The organism is Plebeiibacterium marinum, assembly GCF_026013615.1.
Lineage (GTDB): Bacteria > Bacteroidota > Bacteroidia > Bacteroidales > Marinilabiliaceae > Saccharicrinis > Saccharicrinis marinus_A.
In genome coordinates this window covers 83,485-98,718 of record NZ_JAPDPI010000004.1, presented here as the reverse complement: position 1 = coordinate 98,718, position 15,234 = coordinate 83,485, and the positions used below count along the sequence as shown (strand labels likewise).

Genomic DNA, 15,234 nt, shown 5'->3' with positions numbered 1-15,234 from the left:
AACAATGAAGGAAATTCTAATTGGTAAGGGTTATGAGGATATTCGTTTTGGAATGACCCGTTCTGAGATTAAGAAAGTGTTGGGTGAACCAGATGAGGTTGACCAGTATGCATCAAGTGAAGAAGCAGACGATAATACAGAGGCTTATCATTACGATGAAATTGAACTTTCGGTTTCGTTTGATGAAGTTGATGAATGGAAACTGAGTTCTATTGCTGTAAGTGATCCTGAAGCTACCCTTGAAGGACAAAAGCTTTTAGGAGTTTCTGAAAAGGAGTTGCTTGCAAAAGTTGAAGGATTGGAATTAGGGGAATATGAAAAAGAAGATATTTCATCGCCGGAAAGCCCAGATAACGAAGTGATATCCTTTTATGATTCCAGTGTGAATTTTTGGATGGAAAATGGCAAGGTTTCTGAAATACAGTTTGGTCCTTTATGGGATGAAGAAAACGAGAGTTTTATTTGGCCAGAGTAAAATAAGGATAACTAAAAAAATATGTAAAGCCCTCAATGAAGCAAATTCAATGAGGGCTTTATTTTTGATAATAGTAATACGGTTATGCCAGTACTTTAATAACAACTTTTTTAACTGGCTTTGATTCTTCGATCATAATGCCGGGGGCATGGATGTCGGTAGGAAAAAATATAGCAAACATCCCTTCGTCTACTCTGATTAAGCTTGTTTGTGCTTTGTAAAAAGATAGATCCTTCTCTGGATCATAGGCTTCAGAAATCTCCTGATCTTCAAGAGGGGCATATCCCATATATTCAGAACCTTTTTCTACGTATTGAATATCAATATATCTTTCGTGAGTTTCAGGTTTTGCATCTTCAATATTTTTGGTGTTGTACTCCTGTACTAAAGCAAAAACTTCGTCGCCATCAATATTGTATCTTCCTGGTTCGATGTTTTCAAAGTCTACTTCTTCTAAAAATTCAAGACCTTTGTTGATCCTGGCGTTTAAGTTGCGGTAATGTTTTACATTATCTAAGCTGTCAATAATCATTTTTTGATCTTTATGTTATAAGTAAGATCCCAAATATACACCTTTTTATCCTGCTTTTGAGGTGGAATTATTATCTTGCTTTAAATTATTAAATTCAGGAATGATGATACGAAAAGATTACATATTGAGGATGATAGAGGAAATAGGCAAAATGATTGCTGCGATATTGGGATTGCTTAAAAATGAAAATGTGCAGCAGGCAAAAAAGTTGTATGATGAAGGTTTGGTTAGGATTTTTGATTTGGGAGAGGATGATATTCTTGAAAAAGAGGCAGGCCAGCTAAGGGTTGTTTTTGAGAATCAGTTTGGTGAGAGTTTTGAAGGATTAGAAGTGGTTGCCAATTTTTTGGTAAAAGGTGGGGATATTCATATAAAGTCAGGAGATGAGGCTAAGGCTAAAAGATGCTATGTAAAAGCATTGGAGTTATATAATATTGTTGAAATAGAATCGGCTACGTTTTCGTTAAACAGGCAAGCAGATATGGGCAAGGTTTCCCAGCTGATAGATCAGATCTGTGGGTGAGCATGTTTAGGTGGAGATTGAATCCCGTTAGATTCTTTTAGTAATTTATTTGTTACGGCCGCAATGTTGTACAAAAGTCTTAAGTGTTGTTTTTTTTCAATATTTGATTCTTTATCTGTTTTTTCTTTTAACTCTAAAAGCAGTGGTCTTAATGAGTTTTGTGTTGTTTTGCTTTGCTTTAATTCTATCGTGTTAGCTGCTTCAAATAACGAATCAGTTATTCGGTTCATAATAAATAAATAGTCATCTGCTTTGTTTTTATAATTTTTGTTTGTAGCTCCTAATGCAGAAAGGTGTGATAATAATGCATGATTAAGGAAAGTAAGGGTAAAGGCTTTCTGAATTAGTCGTTGTTTTTTTTGTGGTTCTATTTGCATACTTTGCCAGGCAAGTGTTAATGCATTATCTGCTTTATGGGCCAGCCGCCTGGCTAATCTGTAGTTGTAGTCGTCACTATTGTTGTGAAGTAATTGGGTGTTGATTTCTTTCAGGTATTTTGCATTAGTGGTTAATGCATTAGATATAAGTCTGGGAATTTGTTTGTATTGCCAATTGGGCCATAGAAAGCGAATTGCCAAAAATGAAAGTGATGCACCTATAATTGTATCAATTAGCCTGGGGGCAAGAATGTGTACTTCTGTTTCACCATTAAAGCTGTTGCTTGCCAATACGTAAATTGTAATAAAAATTACAGCATATGAGTATTGGGTACGTAAAAAGTAGAAAAAGAAATATATACTCACTAAAATAAGTATGAGTTGACCGGATGATGATGTAAGTTGGGTCAGTAGAATCCCTGCTATAACTCCTGTCATTGTTCCGTATATTCTTTGGAAAAGGCGCTTTCTGGTTTCGCTGTAGGTTGGTTGGCTAACAAAAAGAGAGGTAAGTATGATCCATTCCCCATTTTCAAGATTAAATAAAATAGTTAGCGTGTAGGCTATTAAAAAGCATGAGCTTAACCTAATGGCATATCTTAGTCTGGGGTGGGTGAAGTCCAATTGTTCTTTTATTCTTTCCCAAGTTCCTCTGTTATCTACACCTAGTTTGGGAATTGAGGTGCTTTCTTTTATGTTATAGATTTTTTTTAGAGATTGGTGTGATCGCATAAGATTGTACAACAATAGTTCAAGAAGTTGTTTGTCGTGCGGGGGTAATTTGTCAATCTCGTATTGCAAAGAGCTGATAATCCAATCAATAGATATCGGGTGCGAATAAGTTGTGTTGGTCAGTAAATTATCTGCCAGTAATCTGGTTGCGTGAGATAGCTGGTGTAATAGTTCAGAAAAACCTTCTAGTAGCTCTTTGTATTCGATTTTTTCTTTAAGGGTTTCGTATTGTTCATGGCTGGAGGCGGCTCTTTCGTGCAAACTTTGTAACAACATAAAGCGCTGCAGGTATGGCAAAAGTTTATTGCTATCCACTTCTTTGTTATAAATATTAATAACTTCTTTACACTTTTCAAGGGCTGCAACAACCTTAATGTTTAAGATAGAGAGTTTGTTGTTTGGTTTTGAGTGGTTTTGAGTGTTGGCAAAAGACCTTGCCTTTTCATCCAGGTATTCTGAAAGCATCTTAAAACCAGATGAAAGTTGTTCATCAAGTAGCCTCCAGGGTTTTCTAAATAAAAGCAGGAGTGAAGTGATTCCATAAATTAGAGCCCCAGAACAAAGTAATAGGGGTTGTAAATACCAACTTGAACTTTCGTGGTAAACCAGCATTGCATATATTCCTATTAAAATAGCACCATATGATATGGCTCTGTATCGTTCACTAATACCTCCGATGAGTATGAAAATAATGGTAGAGAGTATAAAGCCAATTCCAAATATCAGAGGGAATGGTTTTAATAGGGAAACAGAAATTGTTGTAATTGTAAAGCCTATTATAGTAATGGTCAGGGCTTTGAGTCTCCCTTTTGGATGGTCATCTGATTCTGATAAAGCGGCCGCTACTGTTCCTAATGACATGGTAATGCCAGCGGTTATATTATTGAAAAGCAAAAATGGAATTGACTGAACAAAAACTGGAATTACTACCTTTAATGCCAACATCCTGTTGGGATTTCTCCAAAAATCTTTATTTATTTTTTGTAGCCAGGCTGACTGTTTTTTGTAATCGGTCATGAAATTCTTAACGAAAATTATAAAAGAGTAAACCGTAAACTGGTTAAAATGTTCAAGATATAATTTCTATACGTAAATATCTACATAAATATATGTGTAAATAAGAATAATGAGTTATCTTTGTGCTTTGGTTGTTAGTCAATGGTTTATAAGTAAATATAGGTATGAAGGAGGAATTGCAAATAGATGAAATTATTGATAATAGAAAAGGGTTAAACCACAGGGGAGAAGTTGAAAATATAGAAAAGAAGGAACGTGGGTTGTATTATACAAAAAAGGAGCCACGAAAGGCCTTTACTAATTTTCAGCGAAACCAATATAGGGCGTTGTTTAATTCAATGGCACTAACAGATCGTAAATCAATGATTTTGGTTAGAATCAATACTGCCCTTATTTCTGTATTGATTGTCTTTAATCATTATATTATGGATCATGTACCCTTGGGTAAATCATTAATAATATTGGCATTATTAGGAATGGGTTTATCGTTAATAACCAGTATGCTCTCGTCAAAAACGCCCGGTTTTTTAATAAAACGTACGTTAAAAGGACAAATAATGCCAAAGTATTCAGAGCTGAAGTATAATGTTTTAATGACTTTTGATAGTCCCTCGTTGGAAGAATATGAAGAGGCCATGAATGAAGTGGTAAATAGTCAGGAATTACAAATAGGCAATCAAACACGGGCCAGTTATCTTTTTAACAGAATCCTAATGCGTCAATACCGGCTGTTGGAATTTTCGTATAATGCTTTTATTGTAACAATTGGATTGGTTATAGTATTGTTTATTGTTGGGTTGGTTTGGTAGGTTTTAGGTCAGTATGAGCTTCATGGTGTGGAGAGGTTGTGGGGTTCGTTACTTTTGGGAAATTTCTTTTCAGAATATAACATTAACAGGATGGCAAAAATAAGGAAAATTATACCAACAGAATAGGTGATGCTAAATCCAAACCATTCGTATAGTTTTATGCCTATTATAGGGGCGAATAACGCTCTGAAGCCAGTTAAAAACAAGTGGACGGACTGGTAATCGGCAGCTTCGTGCGGTTTGCAAAAGTAACTGCTTCCAATACCCCATAAAATAGGCATGCTTCCCATAAATAGTCCATTAAACAGAACCGCTATCAATAGCATGTGGTATAGTTTTAATCCCCATATTTCGGTATAGCTGTTCAGGTATTCTGTTAACCCTGTAAATGTAATAAATAGCATTAACGTGCTAAAAGTTAAAATGCCAAACCTTCTGGGATCCCTTTTGCCAATAAGCTTTCCGAAGATTGGTAAAATAGCAATGGCAACAAGGTTGTAAGCGTTGTTGTAAAAGGAAACTGAAGAATAATTCAAATCAAGTGCTTCTTTGTAAAATATGGTAATCACAGCATGAGTGCTCATCCATGCAAAACCATATAAAATAAAGCCCATTTCCAAATGTCGGAATGGTGTATTGCTTTTTAAAATAGCAAATATCCTCTTAAATGAACTGCCTAATGCCTGTCTAATGGGTTTGATGTTGGTTTCTATATGTTGTTTAAACTCAATTTTTGTAAGCTGGAAAATAGAGACAACTCCCAGGATCCCAACCATGGGGTAAAATATTCTGTATGAATTTGGATCAAAATCAAGCAATAATCCAACGGTAAAAGTAGAAAGCATGGTTAATACTTTATTTATTGTTGTTGCATACCCAAATAATTTCCCGAAATTCTCATGTTTGTAGTTCCCTTTTAAATATTGGTTTATAGATGGAACAACGGCGATTTGAGAAGTGTAAAACAATAAAAATACGCCTAAAAATAGCATATGAAAACCTGGGGATAGACCTGTTTCAGGTGAAACGGCAGGGAATATGGAAAAAATAATTAATGGCAGACGGGTAACAATTCCTACGGTTCTAAGGAGAATTTTTCGGTTAGGATACCTGCGCATAATTTCGTTTGCCAACATGGCAAATAAAAACACAACCATACTAAATTGAAACAAAAAAGCCAGTTGTACATTTGATCCCTTGAGTGATTTGATAAAAATAAATTCGTTTAGAATCAGAGCTCCTCTCGCTATCCCGTCAATGCTACTATAAAACAAATGTAGTTTAAATGCTCTTTTTTCTGAGCTATCTAAAGAGTGAAGTATTTTCATATTGCTGATTGAGCCTTCAAAATTACGATAAACAAGTAAAAGGATTTGTGCATGTAATATTAATTATCCTTAAAATATTATTTTTGAACAGGTATCAAAAGGTTTTGTTTTATTCCAGTAGATAAATGTTTTGAATTTTGAAAGGTATAGGGTCGCATATGTCATTAGAAAAAAGAAGGTTGATACATAGCGTTATTTTCCCGTTGTTTTTTCTGTTTGTTATCTTTTGTATAAAGTTGATAGAAGAGTTGGAGCATCTTAGGTTTACAGAATTGGGCGTAAAACCTTTATGTGCCGAAGGAGTATTGGGAATATTTACTTCGCCATTGGTACATGGAGACTGGGGGCATTTATATTCAAATTCTGTGTCGTTGCTGGTGTTGGGGGTGGCTCTGTTTTACTTCTATAACAAAATAGCCTATAAGGTCTTTATTTTGATCTATTTATTGAGTGGGTTGGGTACGTGGTTGGCAGCAAGGGATTTATGGCATATAGGAGCAAGTGGTGTTATATATGGATTAGCAGGTTTTTTAGCATTAAGCGGAATAATCAGAAGGCATTTGCGTTTAATTGCCATATCGTTTATTGTGATTTTTTTTTATGGAAGTTTGGTTTGGGGGGCGTTGCCATTAAAGTTTAACCTGCCTTATTCTTGGGAAGGTCATTTTTGGGGAGGCCTGGTAGGTTTAATATTAGCTGTAGTTTACCGGAGAGAAGGGCCGCAGCGCCCAAAATCTCCTTTTGATTTTGAAGATGAAGAGGGGGAAGGTGATTCAGAAGATGGAGAAGTTCCGTATTGGATGAAAACAGATGTTGAACCATGATGTCTGTTTTGTTCGATTTCTGTTATTTTTGTACTTATAAATGAGATTAGATACTAAACATGATAAAATTTAATGATTATGATTAAAAGTTATTGGAAACAGGTTGTTGCTTTCTTCGTTGTTGCGGCAAGTTTAATATCCTGTTCAACAGTTCCTATTACAGGTAGAAGCCAGTTGAGTTTATTCCCCTCGTCGCAGATGGCAGAGATGGGGTTGACCAATTACAACTCTTTTTTAAAAGAAGCCAAATTATCAGATAATAAAGAGCAAACTGATATGGTGAAAAGAGTTGGAACCAATATTGCCAATGCAGTGGAAAAATATATGAAGGACCACGGATATGAGAGTCAGTTGGCCAATTTTGACTGGGAATTTAATTTAGTGGAAGACGATACTCCTAATGCCTGGTGTATGCCCGGCGGAAAAGTGGTTTTTTATACCGGTATCCTTCCATATACTAAAAATGAGGATGGTTTGGCTGTGGTAATGGGGCATGAGATAGCCCATGCTGTAGCCAAGCATGGTAATGAGCGGATGAGTCATGCTATGGGAGTGCAGGCTGTAGCAGCTGGATTGCAAGTGGCATTGCAGGAAAAACCTCAGCAAACTCAACAAATTTATATGGCAGCCTTTGGACTTGGGGCTCAATATGGGATGATGCTGCCATACTCCCGTAAACATGAATATGAGGCAGATAAGATGGGGTTGATCTTTATGTCGATGGCTGGTTATAACCCCGAAGAAGCGGTTGATTTTTGGACTCGCATGTCGCAAATGGGCGGACAAAAGCCGCCCGAATTTATGAGTACACACCCTGCTGATGAAAGTCGCATCAAGCAAATTGAGGCTAATATGGCAGAAGCAAAGAGCTACGCAAAGTAATAGGTCTTAAATATTTTAAAACCCGACAAGTTTGTTTTTGTATTATGCAAATAAGCTTGTCGGGTTTTGTGTTTTTGCTACAAAATATGTCTGTCAAGCATAGTGTTATCTTGAATCTTTTACTACATTTGTGCACATTGATTTAGATTAAGCATTAAAAATAATAATGAAAGAGTTGTCCAAATTTAAGGTTTTAAGTATTACGTTACTGGTGACGATGTCATCATGCGTGGCCGGGGCAGTCGAAATCAATGCAGAAACACTTCGCTCATATGGTATTGAATTGGATGTTAACTCAATTGACCATATTCAATCGATACAACGAAGTAAAAAAAATAAAACACAAGGAAATAATAAGTTTGGGTTTACACGTTTGGTTGAAAGCGGAAGAAAGCATTTTGCTTTTAAAGGTTTAACCCTGGATTATTCTCCGATAGCTGTTCATCTTAGTTTTACACACCTGATAACCCCCCTGATAAACAAAACGGAATTAGTTTACCGCCAGGTTTATAAGAGGTGCTATTGCGGAGCGAATATTTTGAACAGGGCAGGTCCATCTTGCATTTTTTCATAAAAGAGGGTTTTCATTAAATCCTTAATCCTTGACTGTTCCATTTAAGGATTGTTTCAATTAAACTTAAAATTATAATAATTACTTGGGTCTGAATATTTGTAATATTTAAAAATCAGGCTTTAACAATAACATGTAATGGCATTAATTAATAATATTGTTACCAAATTATTTGGTAGCAAATACGATAGAGATTTAAAGGAATTAAATCCAATTGTTGATTTAGTAAAAAAAGTATCACCAAACCTTGAGGGATTATCAAATGATGAACTTCGTCAGCGGTCAGAGGCGTTAAAGGAAAAGATCAGAAACCACATCAAGGCTGATCAGGATAAAATTGCTGAATTGAAGTCAAAAACAGAAGATAGCTCTGTATCAATATCTGATAGAGAAAAAATATACGCTGAAGTTGATAAGCTGGAAAAGGATATCGATGAAAAGATTGAAAACATCCTTAATGAAGTTTTGCCAGAGGCTTTTGCAATTCTTAAAGATACAGCCAGAAGATTTACCCAGAATGAAACAGTAGAAGTTACTGCATCTGAGTTTGACAGGGATTTAGCTCCGTCAAATGATTTTGTTGAGATAGAGGGAGATAAGGCCATCTGGTATAATTCATGGGAAGCAGGTGGTAATACAATCACCTGGGAAATGATTCATTATGATGTTCAGTTGTTTGGTGGAGTGGCACTTCATCAGGGGAAAATTGCAGAAATGGCAACTGGTGAGGGTAAAACATTGGTGGCTACGTTACCCGTGTTCCTGAATGCTTTAACAGGGCGTGGAGTTCATGTGGTTACGGTGAATGATTACTTGGCTAAACGTGACTCCGAGTGGATGGGGCCTTTGTATCAATTCCATGGATTGAGTGTGGATTGTATCGATAAGCACCGCCCAAATTCCAATGAAAGAAGAAAAGCCTATAATTGTGATATTACTTTTGGTACCAATAATGAGTTTGGTTTTGATTACCTGCGCGACAACATGGCCGTTTCGCCGGAAGATTTGGTACAGCGTAAACATAATTATGCTATTGTCGATGAGGTTGACTCGGTGCTGATTGATGATGCACGTACTCCATTGATTATTTCTGGTCCCGTTCCCAAAGGTGACGACCAGCTGTTTGAAGAATATAAACCAAAGGTTGAAAAGCTAGTTGAGGCACAGCGTCAGTTGGTTTCAGGAATTTTGGTGGAAGCCAAAAAGAAAATGAAATCTGATGATAAGAAGGTTGCCGAAGAGGGAGCATTGTTGTTGCTTCGTGTATTTAAGGGACTTCCGCGCAATAAACCATTGATTAAGTTTTTAAGTGAGCCTGGAGTAAAAGCCAGTATGATAAAAACTGAGAACTTTTACATGCAGGAGAATAACAAGAATATGCACATTGTTACTGATCCCTTGTTCTTTGTTATTGATGAAAAGCATAATTCAATTGAGCTTACCGAAAAAGGTATTGATTTGTTAACCGGAGATACTGATGATCCGAACTTTTTTGTATTACCCGATATTGGATCAGAAGTAGCTGAATTGGAAAAATCATCGTTAGATGAAAAAGAGAAGCTGACAAAGAAAGATGAGTTGCTTCAAAGTTATGGAATTAAATCGGAGCGGGTTCATACTGTAAACCAGTTGTTGAAAGCATATACTTTGTTTGAGAAAGATACGGAGTATGTTGTGATGGATAATAAGGTGAAAATTGTTGATGAGCAAACCGGCCGTATTATGGAAGGTCGTCGGTATTCAGATGGACTCCATCAAGCCATTGAAGCAAAAGAGCGTGTTAAGGTGGAAGCAGCAACCCAAACTTATGCAACCATCACGCTTCAAAACTATTTCCGTATGTACAATAAGTTGTCGGGTATGACGGGTACAGCTCAGACGGAAGCAGGTGAGCTTTGGGATATTTATGAATTGGATGTAGTGGTTATCCCAACCAACAAACCAATTTCCCGTGACGATAGGGAAGATAAAGTTTATAAAACCAATCGGGAAAAGTATAATGCTGTTATTGAGGAGATTGTAGGGTTGGTTAATGAAGGACGTCCTGTATTGGTGGGTACAACTTCTGTAGAGATCTCGGAGTTGTTGAGCCGAATGTTAAAAATCAGGGGGATAAAACATAATGTATTGAACGCCAAATTACACCAGCGCGAGGCTGATATTGTAGCTGAAGCAGGTGGCAAGGGAGTTGTTACTATTGCAACAAACATGGCTGGTCGTGGTACTGATATTAAGCTTACTGATGAAGTTAAAGCTGCCGGTGGTTTGGCTATCGTAGGTACCGAACGTCATGAATCACGTCGTGTCGACCGTCAGTTGAGGGGACGTTCTGGTCGCCAGGGAGATGTGGGTAGTTCACAGTTCTTTGTGTCGCTTGAAGATAACCTGATGCGTTTGTTTGGTTCGGACAGGATTGTAAAATATATGGATAGGCTTGGTGTTGAGGATGGAGAAGTAATCCAGCACTCTATGATTACCAAGTCAATTGAAAGAGCCCAGAAAAAAGTTGAGGAAAATAACTTTGGTATCCGTAAGCGTTTGCTTGAGTATGATGATGTAATGAACTCACAGCGTGAGGTTATTTATACAAAGAGGCGTCATGCCCTTTATGGTGAAAGAATTCAGGTTGACCTGTCGAATATGATCTATGATACCTGTGAGAGCATGGTAACCGAGCATCACCAAAATGCCGATCATGAAGGATTGAAAATGGACCTGATAAAAGTGTTTTCAGTTTCCTCGCCATTTGGCAATGATGACTTTTTGAAGGGAAACCCGGCAGAATTGACCGATAAGCTATATAACCATGTTTGGGATTCTTATCAGCGCAAGGTTGCTGCGGTTAAGGCTCAGGCAATGCCGGTGATTAAAGATGTTTATGAAAACAGGGGGCATCAATACCAAAATATTGTAGTTCCTTTTACCGACGGTCAGAGGGTATTCCAGATAAACACCAACCTGAAGAAAGCTTATGAATCAGATGGCGCAGAATTGGTTAAATCGTTGGAGAAGTCAATGATCTTAATGACTATAGATAATGCATGGAAAGAACACCTGCGCGAACTGGATGATTTGAGAACCGCAGTGCAGAATGCATCTTATGAGCAAAAAGATCCTTTGTTGATCTATAAGTTTGAATCGTTTGAGTTGTTCAAATCAATGATGGAACAGACTAATAAAGATGTTGTTTCATCCTTGGTTAAGGCTAGCATTCCCGTTCAAAATCCAGATGAGATCAGGGAGCAGGAAGAGCGTAAAAAAACAGATCTGAGCAAGCTTACAGCTAGTAAAGATGCATATCCCGGAGCTGGAGATGGGGAAGGTAAAAAGGAGAAGCCGAAAGCCCAGCCGGTAAGGGTTGAAAAGAAGGTAGGAAGAAACGAACCTTGTCCTTGTGGTAGTGGTAAAAAGTTTAAGCAATGTCACGGTAAGGGACAGGTTTAATTTTTATAGGATTATCAGTAGTATATAAATAAAACAATTATAATGGGATATAAAGATAAGGGCCATCTCTTATCTTTTGTCTCTTATCTTATATCTAATTTTATATGATCTTTAATTTTATTACATGGACGGTAAAACCTGAAATATTTAGTCTGGGGCCTTTTTCAGTTCGTTATTACGGATTGTTTTTTGCCATGGGTTTTTTGTTGGGTTATCAGCTCATGGAGAAAATGTTTAAGTGGGAAAAAATTCCACTACCATGGCTCGAAAAGCTTTTTATGTACGTTATTATAGGTACGGTGGTAGGAGCCCGTTTGGGACATGTGTTTTTTTACGGCTGGGATTATTATTCGCAAAACCTTGGCGAAATTATAAAAGTATGGCATGGTGGTCTGGCCAGTCATGGGGGAGCTATCGGGATTGTGATTGCTATTTTGATTTACTCAAAAAAAGTATCCAAAAAATCACCTATATGGACTCTGGATCGGTTGGTAATACCAACTGCATTGGCGGCATTCTTTATCAGGATGGGTAATTTGATGAACCATGAAATATTTGGGCATGCCACAGATGTGCCATGGGCTTTTAAGTTTGTTGATAATGTACATATGTGGATGGAAGGTGCAGATCCTGTTTATACAGTAGCTTCACACCCAACTCAAATATATGAAGCGCTTACCTATTTGATTTTATTCGGATTGCTTATGTTTATGTATTGGAAAACCAATGCTAAAGACAAAACAGGCTTGATATTTGGCGTGTTTTTGATTGGAACTTTCTTGTCAAGATTCTTTATTGAGTTTGTGAAATTAGATCAGGAGGCTTTTGAGGCAGGAATGTTATTTAATATGGGGCAATTGTTAAGTATTCCGTTTGTGTTAGCAGGAATTTACTTTGTGTATAAAGGAATGCAGCAGAAAATAGAGACTGAGTAAGAGATTGGATATCATTACAATATTTTAGAACCGTTCATAAACAGAAATGTTGTATAGAACGGTTTCTTTGTATTAGTTAATAGGTTATTAGTGTGTTATTGTTTCAGTATTATTTAACATTGAAAAATTAAACAAGTATCATGTACACAACAATATTTTATATTATTATTTCAATTATTATAGTTGAATTTATTTGGGATCGATTTTTATTATACTTGAATACAACCAGGTGGTCTGAAAAAATACCTGCAGAACTAGAGGGGATCTATGATGAGGAAAAATATGCAAAGCAACAGCGCTATTCTCAAGTGAATCATAGGTTTGGCTGGTTTACAGGAGTTTTCAATATGGTATTGGTGTTGGTTATGCTTTTTGCCGGAGGTTTTGCTATTGCAGATCAATGGGCTTTGGGGGTTAGTGATAGCCCGATTGTGAGGGCTTTGGTTTTCTTTGGAATTATAGGTCTGGCATCAACAGTTTTAAATATCCCATTTTCTGTTTATAGTACTTTTGTTATCGAAGAAAAGTTTGAATTTAATAAGACCACCCCTAAAACATTTGTTTTAGACCTTGTTAAATCGTTACTGTTGGGAGCAATTCTGGGTGGAGGAATTATGGCCTTGTTAATTTGGTTTTATACCATTGCAGGGGAGTATTTTTGGTTATATGCCTGGGGATTAGTAACTGCGTTTATGCTCTTTGTTACTATGTTTTATACTTCGGTTTTGTTGCCGCTATTTAATAAGCAAACACCTTTGGATGATGGAGAGTTAAAAACAGCTATTCAGTTGTTCAGTGAAAAGGTGGGTTTTAAGCTGGATAATGTATATGTAATGGATGGTTCAAAAAGAAGTACTAAGGCAAATGCGTTTTTTAGCGGACTTGGAGCTAAGAAACGGATTGTGTTATATGATACTTTGATAAATGACCTTGAGGTTGATGAAATAGTGGGAGTTTTGGCACATGAAATTGGACATTACAAGAAGAAGCATACTCTCTGGGGAATGATTTCAGGTATTATTCAAACGGGTATCATGCTGTACATTTTTTCAATATTTGTTGATTCTCCATTATTATCCCAGGCATTAGGAGTGGAGGAGCCGGTTTTTCATATTGGGCTGATAGCCTTTGGTATATTGTATAGCCCTATTTCAGGGATCACGGGATTGTTTAGTACCGTTTTATCCCGTAAAAACGAGTACGAAGCGGATGAATTTGCAGCTAAATATCATACCCCTGAATCATTAATAAGAGCTTTGAAAACCATTTCGGTTAATGCATTGAGTAATTTAACCCCACACCCATGGTTTGTGTTTTTCCATTACTCGCATCCACCCTTGTTGCAAAGGATAAAGGCATTAAAGGGTATAAAAAAATAATAGTTTTTAAAACTGAAAATCAAATTCCCCCTTGGGGAGGTTAGGAGAGACTTATGAATCTGGAAATAGTTACAATAGGAGATGAACTTTTAATAGGGCAGGTTGTGGATACCAATTCTGCCTGGATGGGAAGAAAACTGAACGAAGCAGGATTTGAAGTGTCACGTATCAATTCCATACGCGATACAGAAGAGGAGATCTTAAATATCCTGAGTGAAGCGTCTGATAGGGCAGATGTTGTTTTGTTAACGGGTGGTTTGGGACCTACAAAAGATGATATTACCAAGGAAACTTTATGTAAATATTTTAATACAGAATTGGTTTTTAACCAGGAGGTCTTTGAAAATGTTAAGTCGTTAATTAAACGATATGTCTCTAATATTAATAAACTCAATCGTAGTCAGGCCATGGTTCCGGCCAATTGCACTGTTATTAGTAATCCGGTAGGTACGGCACCAATAATGTGGTTTGAACATGAAGGAACTGTTTTTGTTTCTATGCCAGGAGTCCCTTCTGAAATGAAATATGCCATGGAGTTCAATATAATTCCAAAGCTGGTTGAAAAGTTTAACATAGGTAGCATTGTTCATAAAACAGTTTTAGTGCAAGGAATCCCTGAAGCTGTTCTGGCAGAAATGCTTGAGGACTTTGAAGGAGGTATCGCTTCGCATATAAGCCTTGCTTATTTGCCTGCTCCCGGACAAATCCGCCTGAGGTTTACCGGGAGGGGAGAGTCTAAAGCTGACTTGGAGGCAGAGATTACTACCTTGGTTGAGCAACTAAAGCCCATAATAGGCAATAATATTCTGGCCCTTGAAGATGTTAGTATTACCAAAATAATTGCAGAACTGTTTTTGAATAAGGAGCTTACCCTGTCTTCTGCAGAAAGTTGTACGGGAGGCAATATTGCACATATGATTACCTCATTGCCTGGCAGTTCCGCTTATTTTAAAGGCAGTGTGGTTGCCTATCATAATCAGGTAAAGCAACACATACTTGGTGTGAGTGATGACGATTTAGCCAATTATGGAGCCGTGAGCCAGCCAGTAGTGGAACAAATGGCTCGGGGTGCCAGAAAGGCATTGGATTCAGATTATGCTGTGGCCACTTCGGGAATTGCAGGGCCGGATGGAGGAACGGAAGAAAAACCAGTAGGAACAGTATGGATTTCAGTATCAGGACCAGATAGAACTATAAGTGAAAAATTTCAGTTTGGCACCATTCGTGAAAGAAATATTATCCGGGCCTCAGAAATGGCATTGGTCATGTTAAAAAAAATGATCGAAAATAAATAAACCAATTTCTTGAATCAACAGGGATTTTCTTACCCCTAATTCTTGTTACAGGTTTTTGACTATATATCTTCAATCCTAAACTATATTTTGAACAAAAATACCTAAAAGTTG

13 protein-coding genes are annotated in these 15,234 nt (G+C 37.1%); 10 read left to right on the top strand and 3 right to left on the bottom strand.

Going from position 1 to position 15,234, the window contains the following annotated elements; all coding sequences use genetic code 11:
- Window positions 1-4 precede the first annotated feature (4 nt).
- Window positions 5-475 (top strand): hypothetical protein, encoded by a 471-nt coding sequence (locus tag OM074_RS03530; RefSeq protein ID WP_301197901.1) that lies wholly within the window; start codon window positions 5-7, stop codon window positions 473-475.
- A gap of 82 nt (window positions 476-557) precedes the next feature.
- On the opposite strand, the gene OM074_RS03525 is transcribed toward OM074_RS03530, so the two are convergent.
- Complete coding sequence (locus OM074_RS03525) at window positions 558-1,007, bottom strand: NanQ anomerase/TabA/YiaL family protein (protein WP_301197900.1); 450 nt, start codon at window positions 1,005-1,007, stop codon at window positions 558-560.
- A gap of 100 nt (window positions 1,008-1,107) precedes the next feature.
- On the opposite strand from OM074_RS03525, the gene OM074_RS03520 reads away from it, so the two are divergent.
- Window positions 1,108-1,530 (top strand): DUF6483 family protein, encoded by a 423-nt coding sequence (locus tag OM074_RS03520; protein WP_301197899.1) that lies wholly within the window; start codon window positions 1,108-1,110, stop codon window positions 1,528-1,530.
- Here the strand turns inward: OM074_RS03520 and OM074_RS03515 are convergent.
- Complete coding sequence (locus tag OM074_RS03515; protein WP_301197898.1) at window positions 1,515-3,656, bottom strand: FUSC family membrane protein; 2,142 nt, start codon at window positions 3,654-3,656, stop codon at window positions 1,515-1,517. The genes OM074_RS03520 and OM074_RS03515 overlap by 16 nt on opposite strands.
- A gap of 164 nt (window positions 3,657-3,820) precedes the next feature.
- Here OM074_RS03515 and OM074_RS03510 point away from each other — a divergent pair, with 164 nt between their 5' ends.
- Window positions 3,821-4,465, top strand: coding sequence for a Pycsar system effector family protein (locus OM074_RS03510; protein WP_301197897.1), 645 nt, complete (start codon window positions 3,821-3,823; stop codon window positions 4,463-4,465).
- Between the two features lie 20 nt (window positions 4,466-4,485).
- Here OM074_RS03510 and OM074_RS03505 read toward each other — a convergent pair whose 3' ends face one another.
- Window positions 4,486-5,793 (bottom strand): MFS transporter, encoded by a 1,308-nt coding sequence (locus OM074_RS03505; RefSeq protein WP_301197896.1) that lies wholly within the window; start codon window positions 5,791-5,793, stop codon window positions 4,486-4,488.
- 137 nt (window positions 5,794-5,930) lie between these two features.
- Between OM074_RS03505 and OM074_RS03500 the strand changes: the two genes are divergently transcribed.
- From OM074_RS03500 to OM074_RS03470, 7 genes are all read left to right on the top strand, one after another.
- Window positions 5,931-6,617 carry a rhomboid family intramembrane serine protease gene (locus tag OM074_RS03500; RefSeq protein ID WP_301197895.1) on the top strand — a complete coding sequence of 229 codons (687 nt, stop codon included), beginning with the start codon at window positions 5,931-5,933 and terminating at the stop codon, window positions 6,615-6,617.
- A 78-nt stretch (window positions 6,618-6,695) separates the two neighbouring features.
- On the top strand, window positions 6,696-7,499 hold the full coding sequence (locus OM074_RS03495; RefSeq protein WP_301197894.1) for a M48 family metallopeptidase: 804 nt from the start codon (window positions 6,696-6,698) through the stop codon (window positions 7,497-7,499).
- Between the two features lie 166 nt (window positions 7,500-7,665).
- Window positions 7,666-8,073, top strand: coding sequence for a hypothetical protein (locus tag OM074_RS03490; protein WP_301197893.1), 408 nt, complete (start codon window positions 7,666-7,668; stop codon window positions 8,071-8,073).
- A 135-nt stretch (window positions 8,074-8,208) separates the two neighbouring features.
- Window positions 8,209-11,514 carry a preprotein translocase subunit SecA gene (secA, locus tag OM074_RS03485; protein ID WP_301197892.1) on the top strand — a complete coding sequence of 1,102 codons (3,306 nt, stop codon included), beginning with the start codon at window positions 8,209-8,211 and terminating at the stop codon, window positions 11,512-11,514.
- A gap of 104 nt (window positions 11,515-11,618) precedes the next feature.
- Entirely contained in the window at window positions 11,619-12,449 is an 831-nt protein-coding gene (lgt, locus tag OM074_RS03480; RefSeq protein ID WP_301197891.1) for a prolipoprotein diacylglyceryl transferase, read from the top strand.
- A 140-nt stretch (window positions 12,450-12,589) separates the two neighbouring features.
- Window positions 12,590-13,828, top strand: coding sequence for a M48 family metallopeptidase (locus OM074_RS03475; RefSeq protein WP_301197890.1), 1,239 nt, complete (start codon window positions 12,590-12,592; stop codon window positions 13,826-13,828).
- A 53-nt stretch (window positions 13,829-13,881) separates the two neighbouring features.
- Window positions 13,882-15,123 carry a competence/damage-inducible protein A gene (locus OM074_RS03470; protein WP_301197889.1) on the top strand — a complete coding sequence of 414 codons (1,242 nt, stop codon included), beginning with the start codon at window positions 13,882-13,884 and terminating at the stop codon, window positions 15,121-15,123.
- Window positions 15,124-15,234 lie beyond the last annotated feature (111 nt).

Bases quoted from the DNA above. Each gene is read 5' to 3' on its own strand.
- OM074_RS03470 (WP_301197889.1), top strand. From the start codon at position 13,882: ATGAATCTGGAAATAGTTACAATAGGAGATGAACTTTTAATAGGGCAG.
- OM074_RS03520 (WP_301197899.1), top strand. From the start codon at position 1,108: ATGATGATACGAAAAGATTACATATTGAGGATGATAGAGGAAATAGGC.
- OM074_RS03495 (WP_301197894.1), top strand. From the start codon at position 6,696: ATGATTAAAAGTTATTGGAAACAGGTTGTTGCTTTCTTCGTTGTTGCG.
- OM074_RS03475 (WP_301197890.1), top strand. From the start codon at position 12,590: ATGTACACAACAATATTTTATATTATTATTTCAATTATTATAGTTGAA.
- secA (WP_301197892.1), top strand. From the start codon at position 8,209: ATGGCATTAATTAATAATATTGTTACCAAATTATTTGGTAGCAAATAC.
- OM074_RS03515 (WP_301197898.1), bottom strand. From the start codon at position 3,656: ATGACCGATTACAAAAAACAGTCAGCCTGGCTACAAAAAATAAATAAA.
- OM074_RS03490 (WP_301197893.1), top strand. From the start codon at position 7,666: ATGAAAGAGTTGTCCAAATTTAAGGTTTTAAGTATTACGTTACTGGTG.
- lgt (WP_301197891.1), top strand. From the start codon at position 11,619: ATGATCTTTAATTTTATTACATGGACGGTAAAACCTGAAATATTTAGT.
- OM074_RS03530 (WP_301197901.1), top strand. From the start codon at position 5: ATGAAGGAAATTCTAATTGGTAAGGGTTATGAGGATATTCGTTTTGGA.
- OM074_RS03505 (WP_301197896.1), bottom strand. From the start codon at position 5,793: ATGAAAATACTTCACTCTTTAGATAGCTCAGAAAAAAGAGCATTTAAA.
- OM074_RS03525 (WP_301197900.1), bottom strand. From the start codon at position 1,007: ATGATTATTGACAGCTTAGATAATGTAAAACATTACCGCAACTTAAAC.
- OM074_RS03510 (WP_301197897.1), top strand. From the start codon at position 3,821: ATGAAGGAGGAATTGCAAATAGATGAAATTATTGATAATAGAAAAGGG.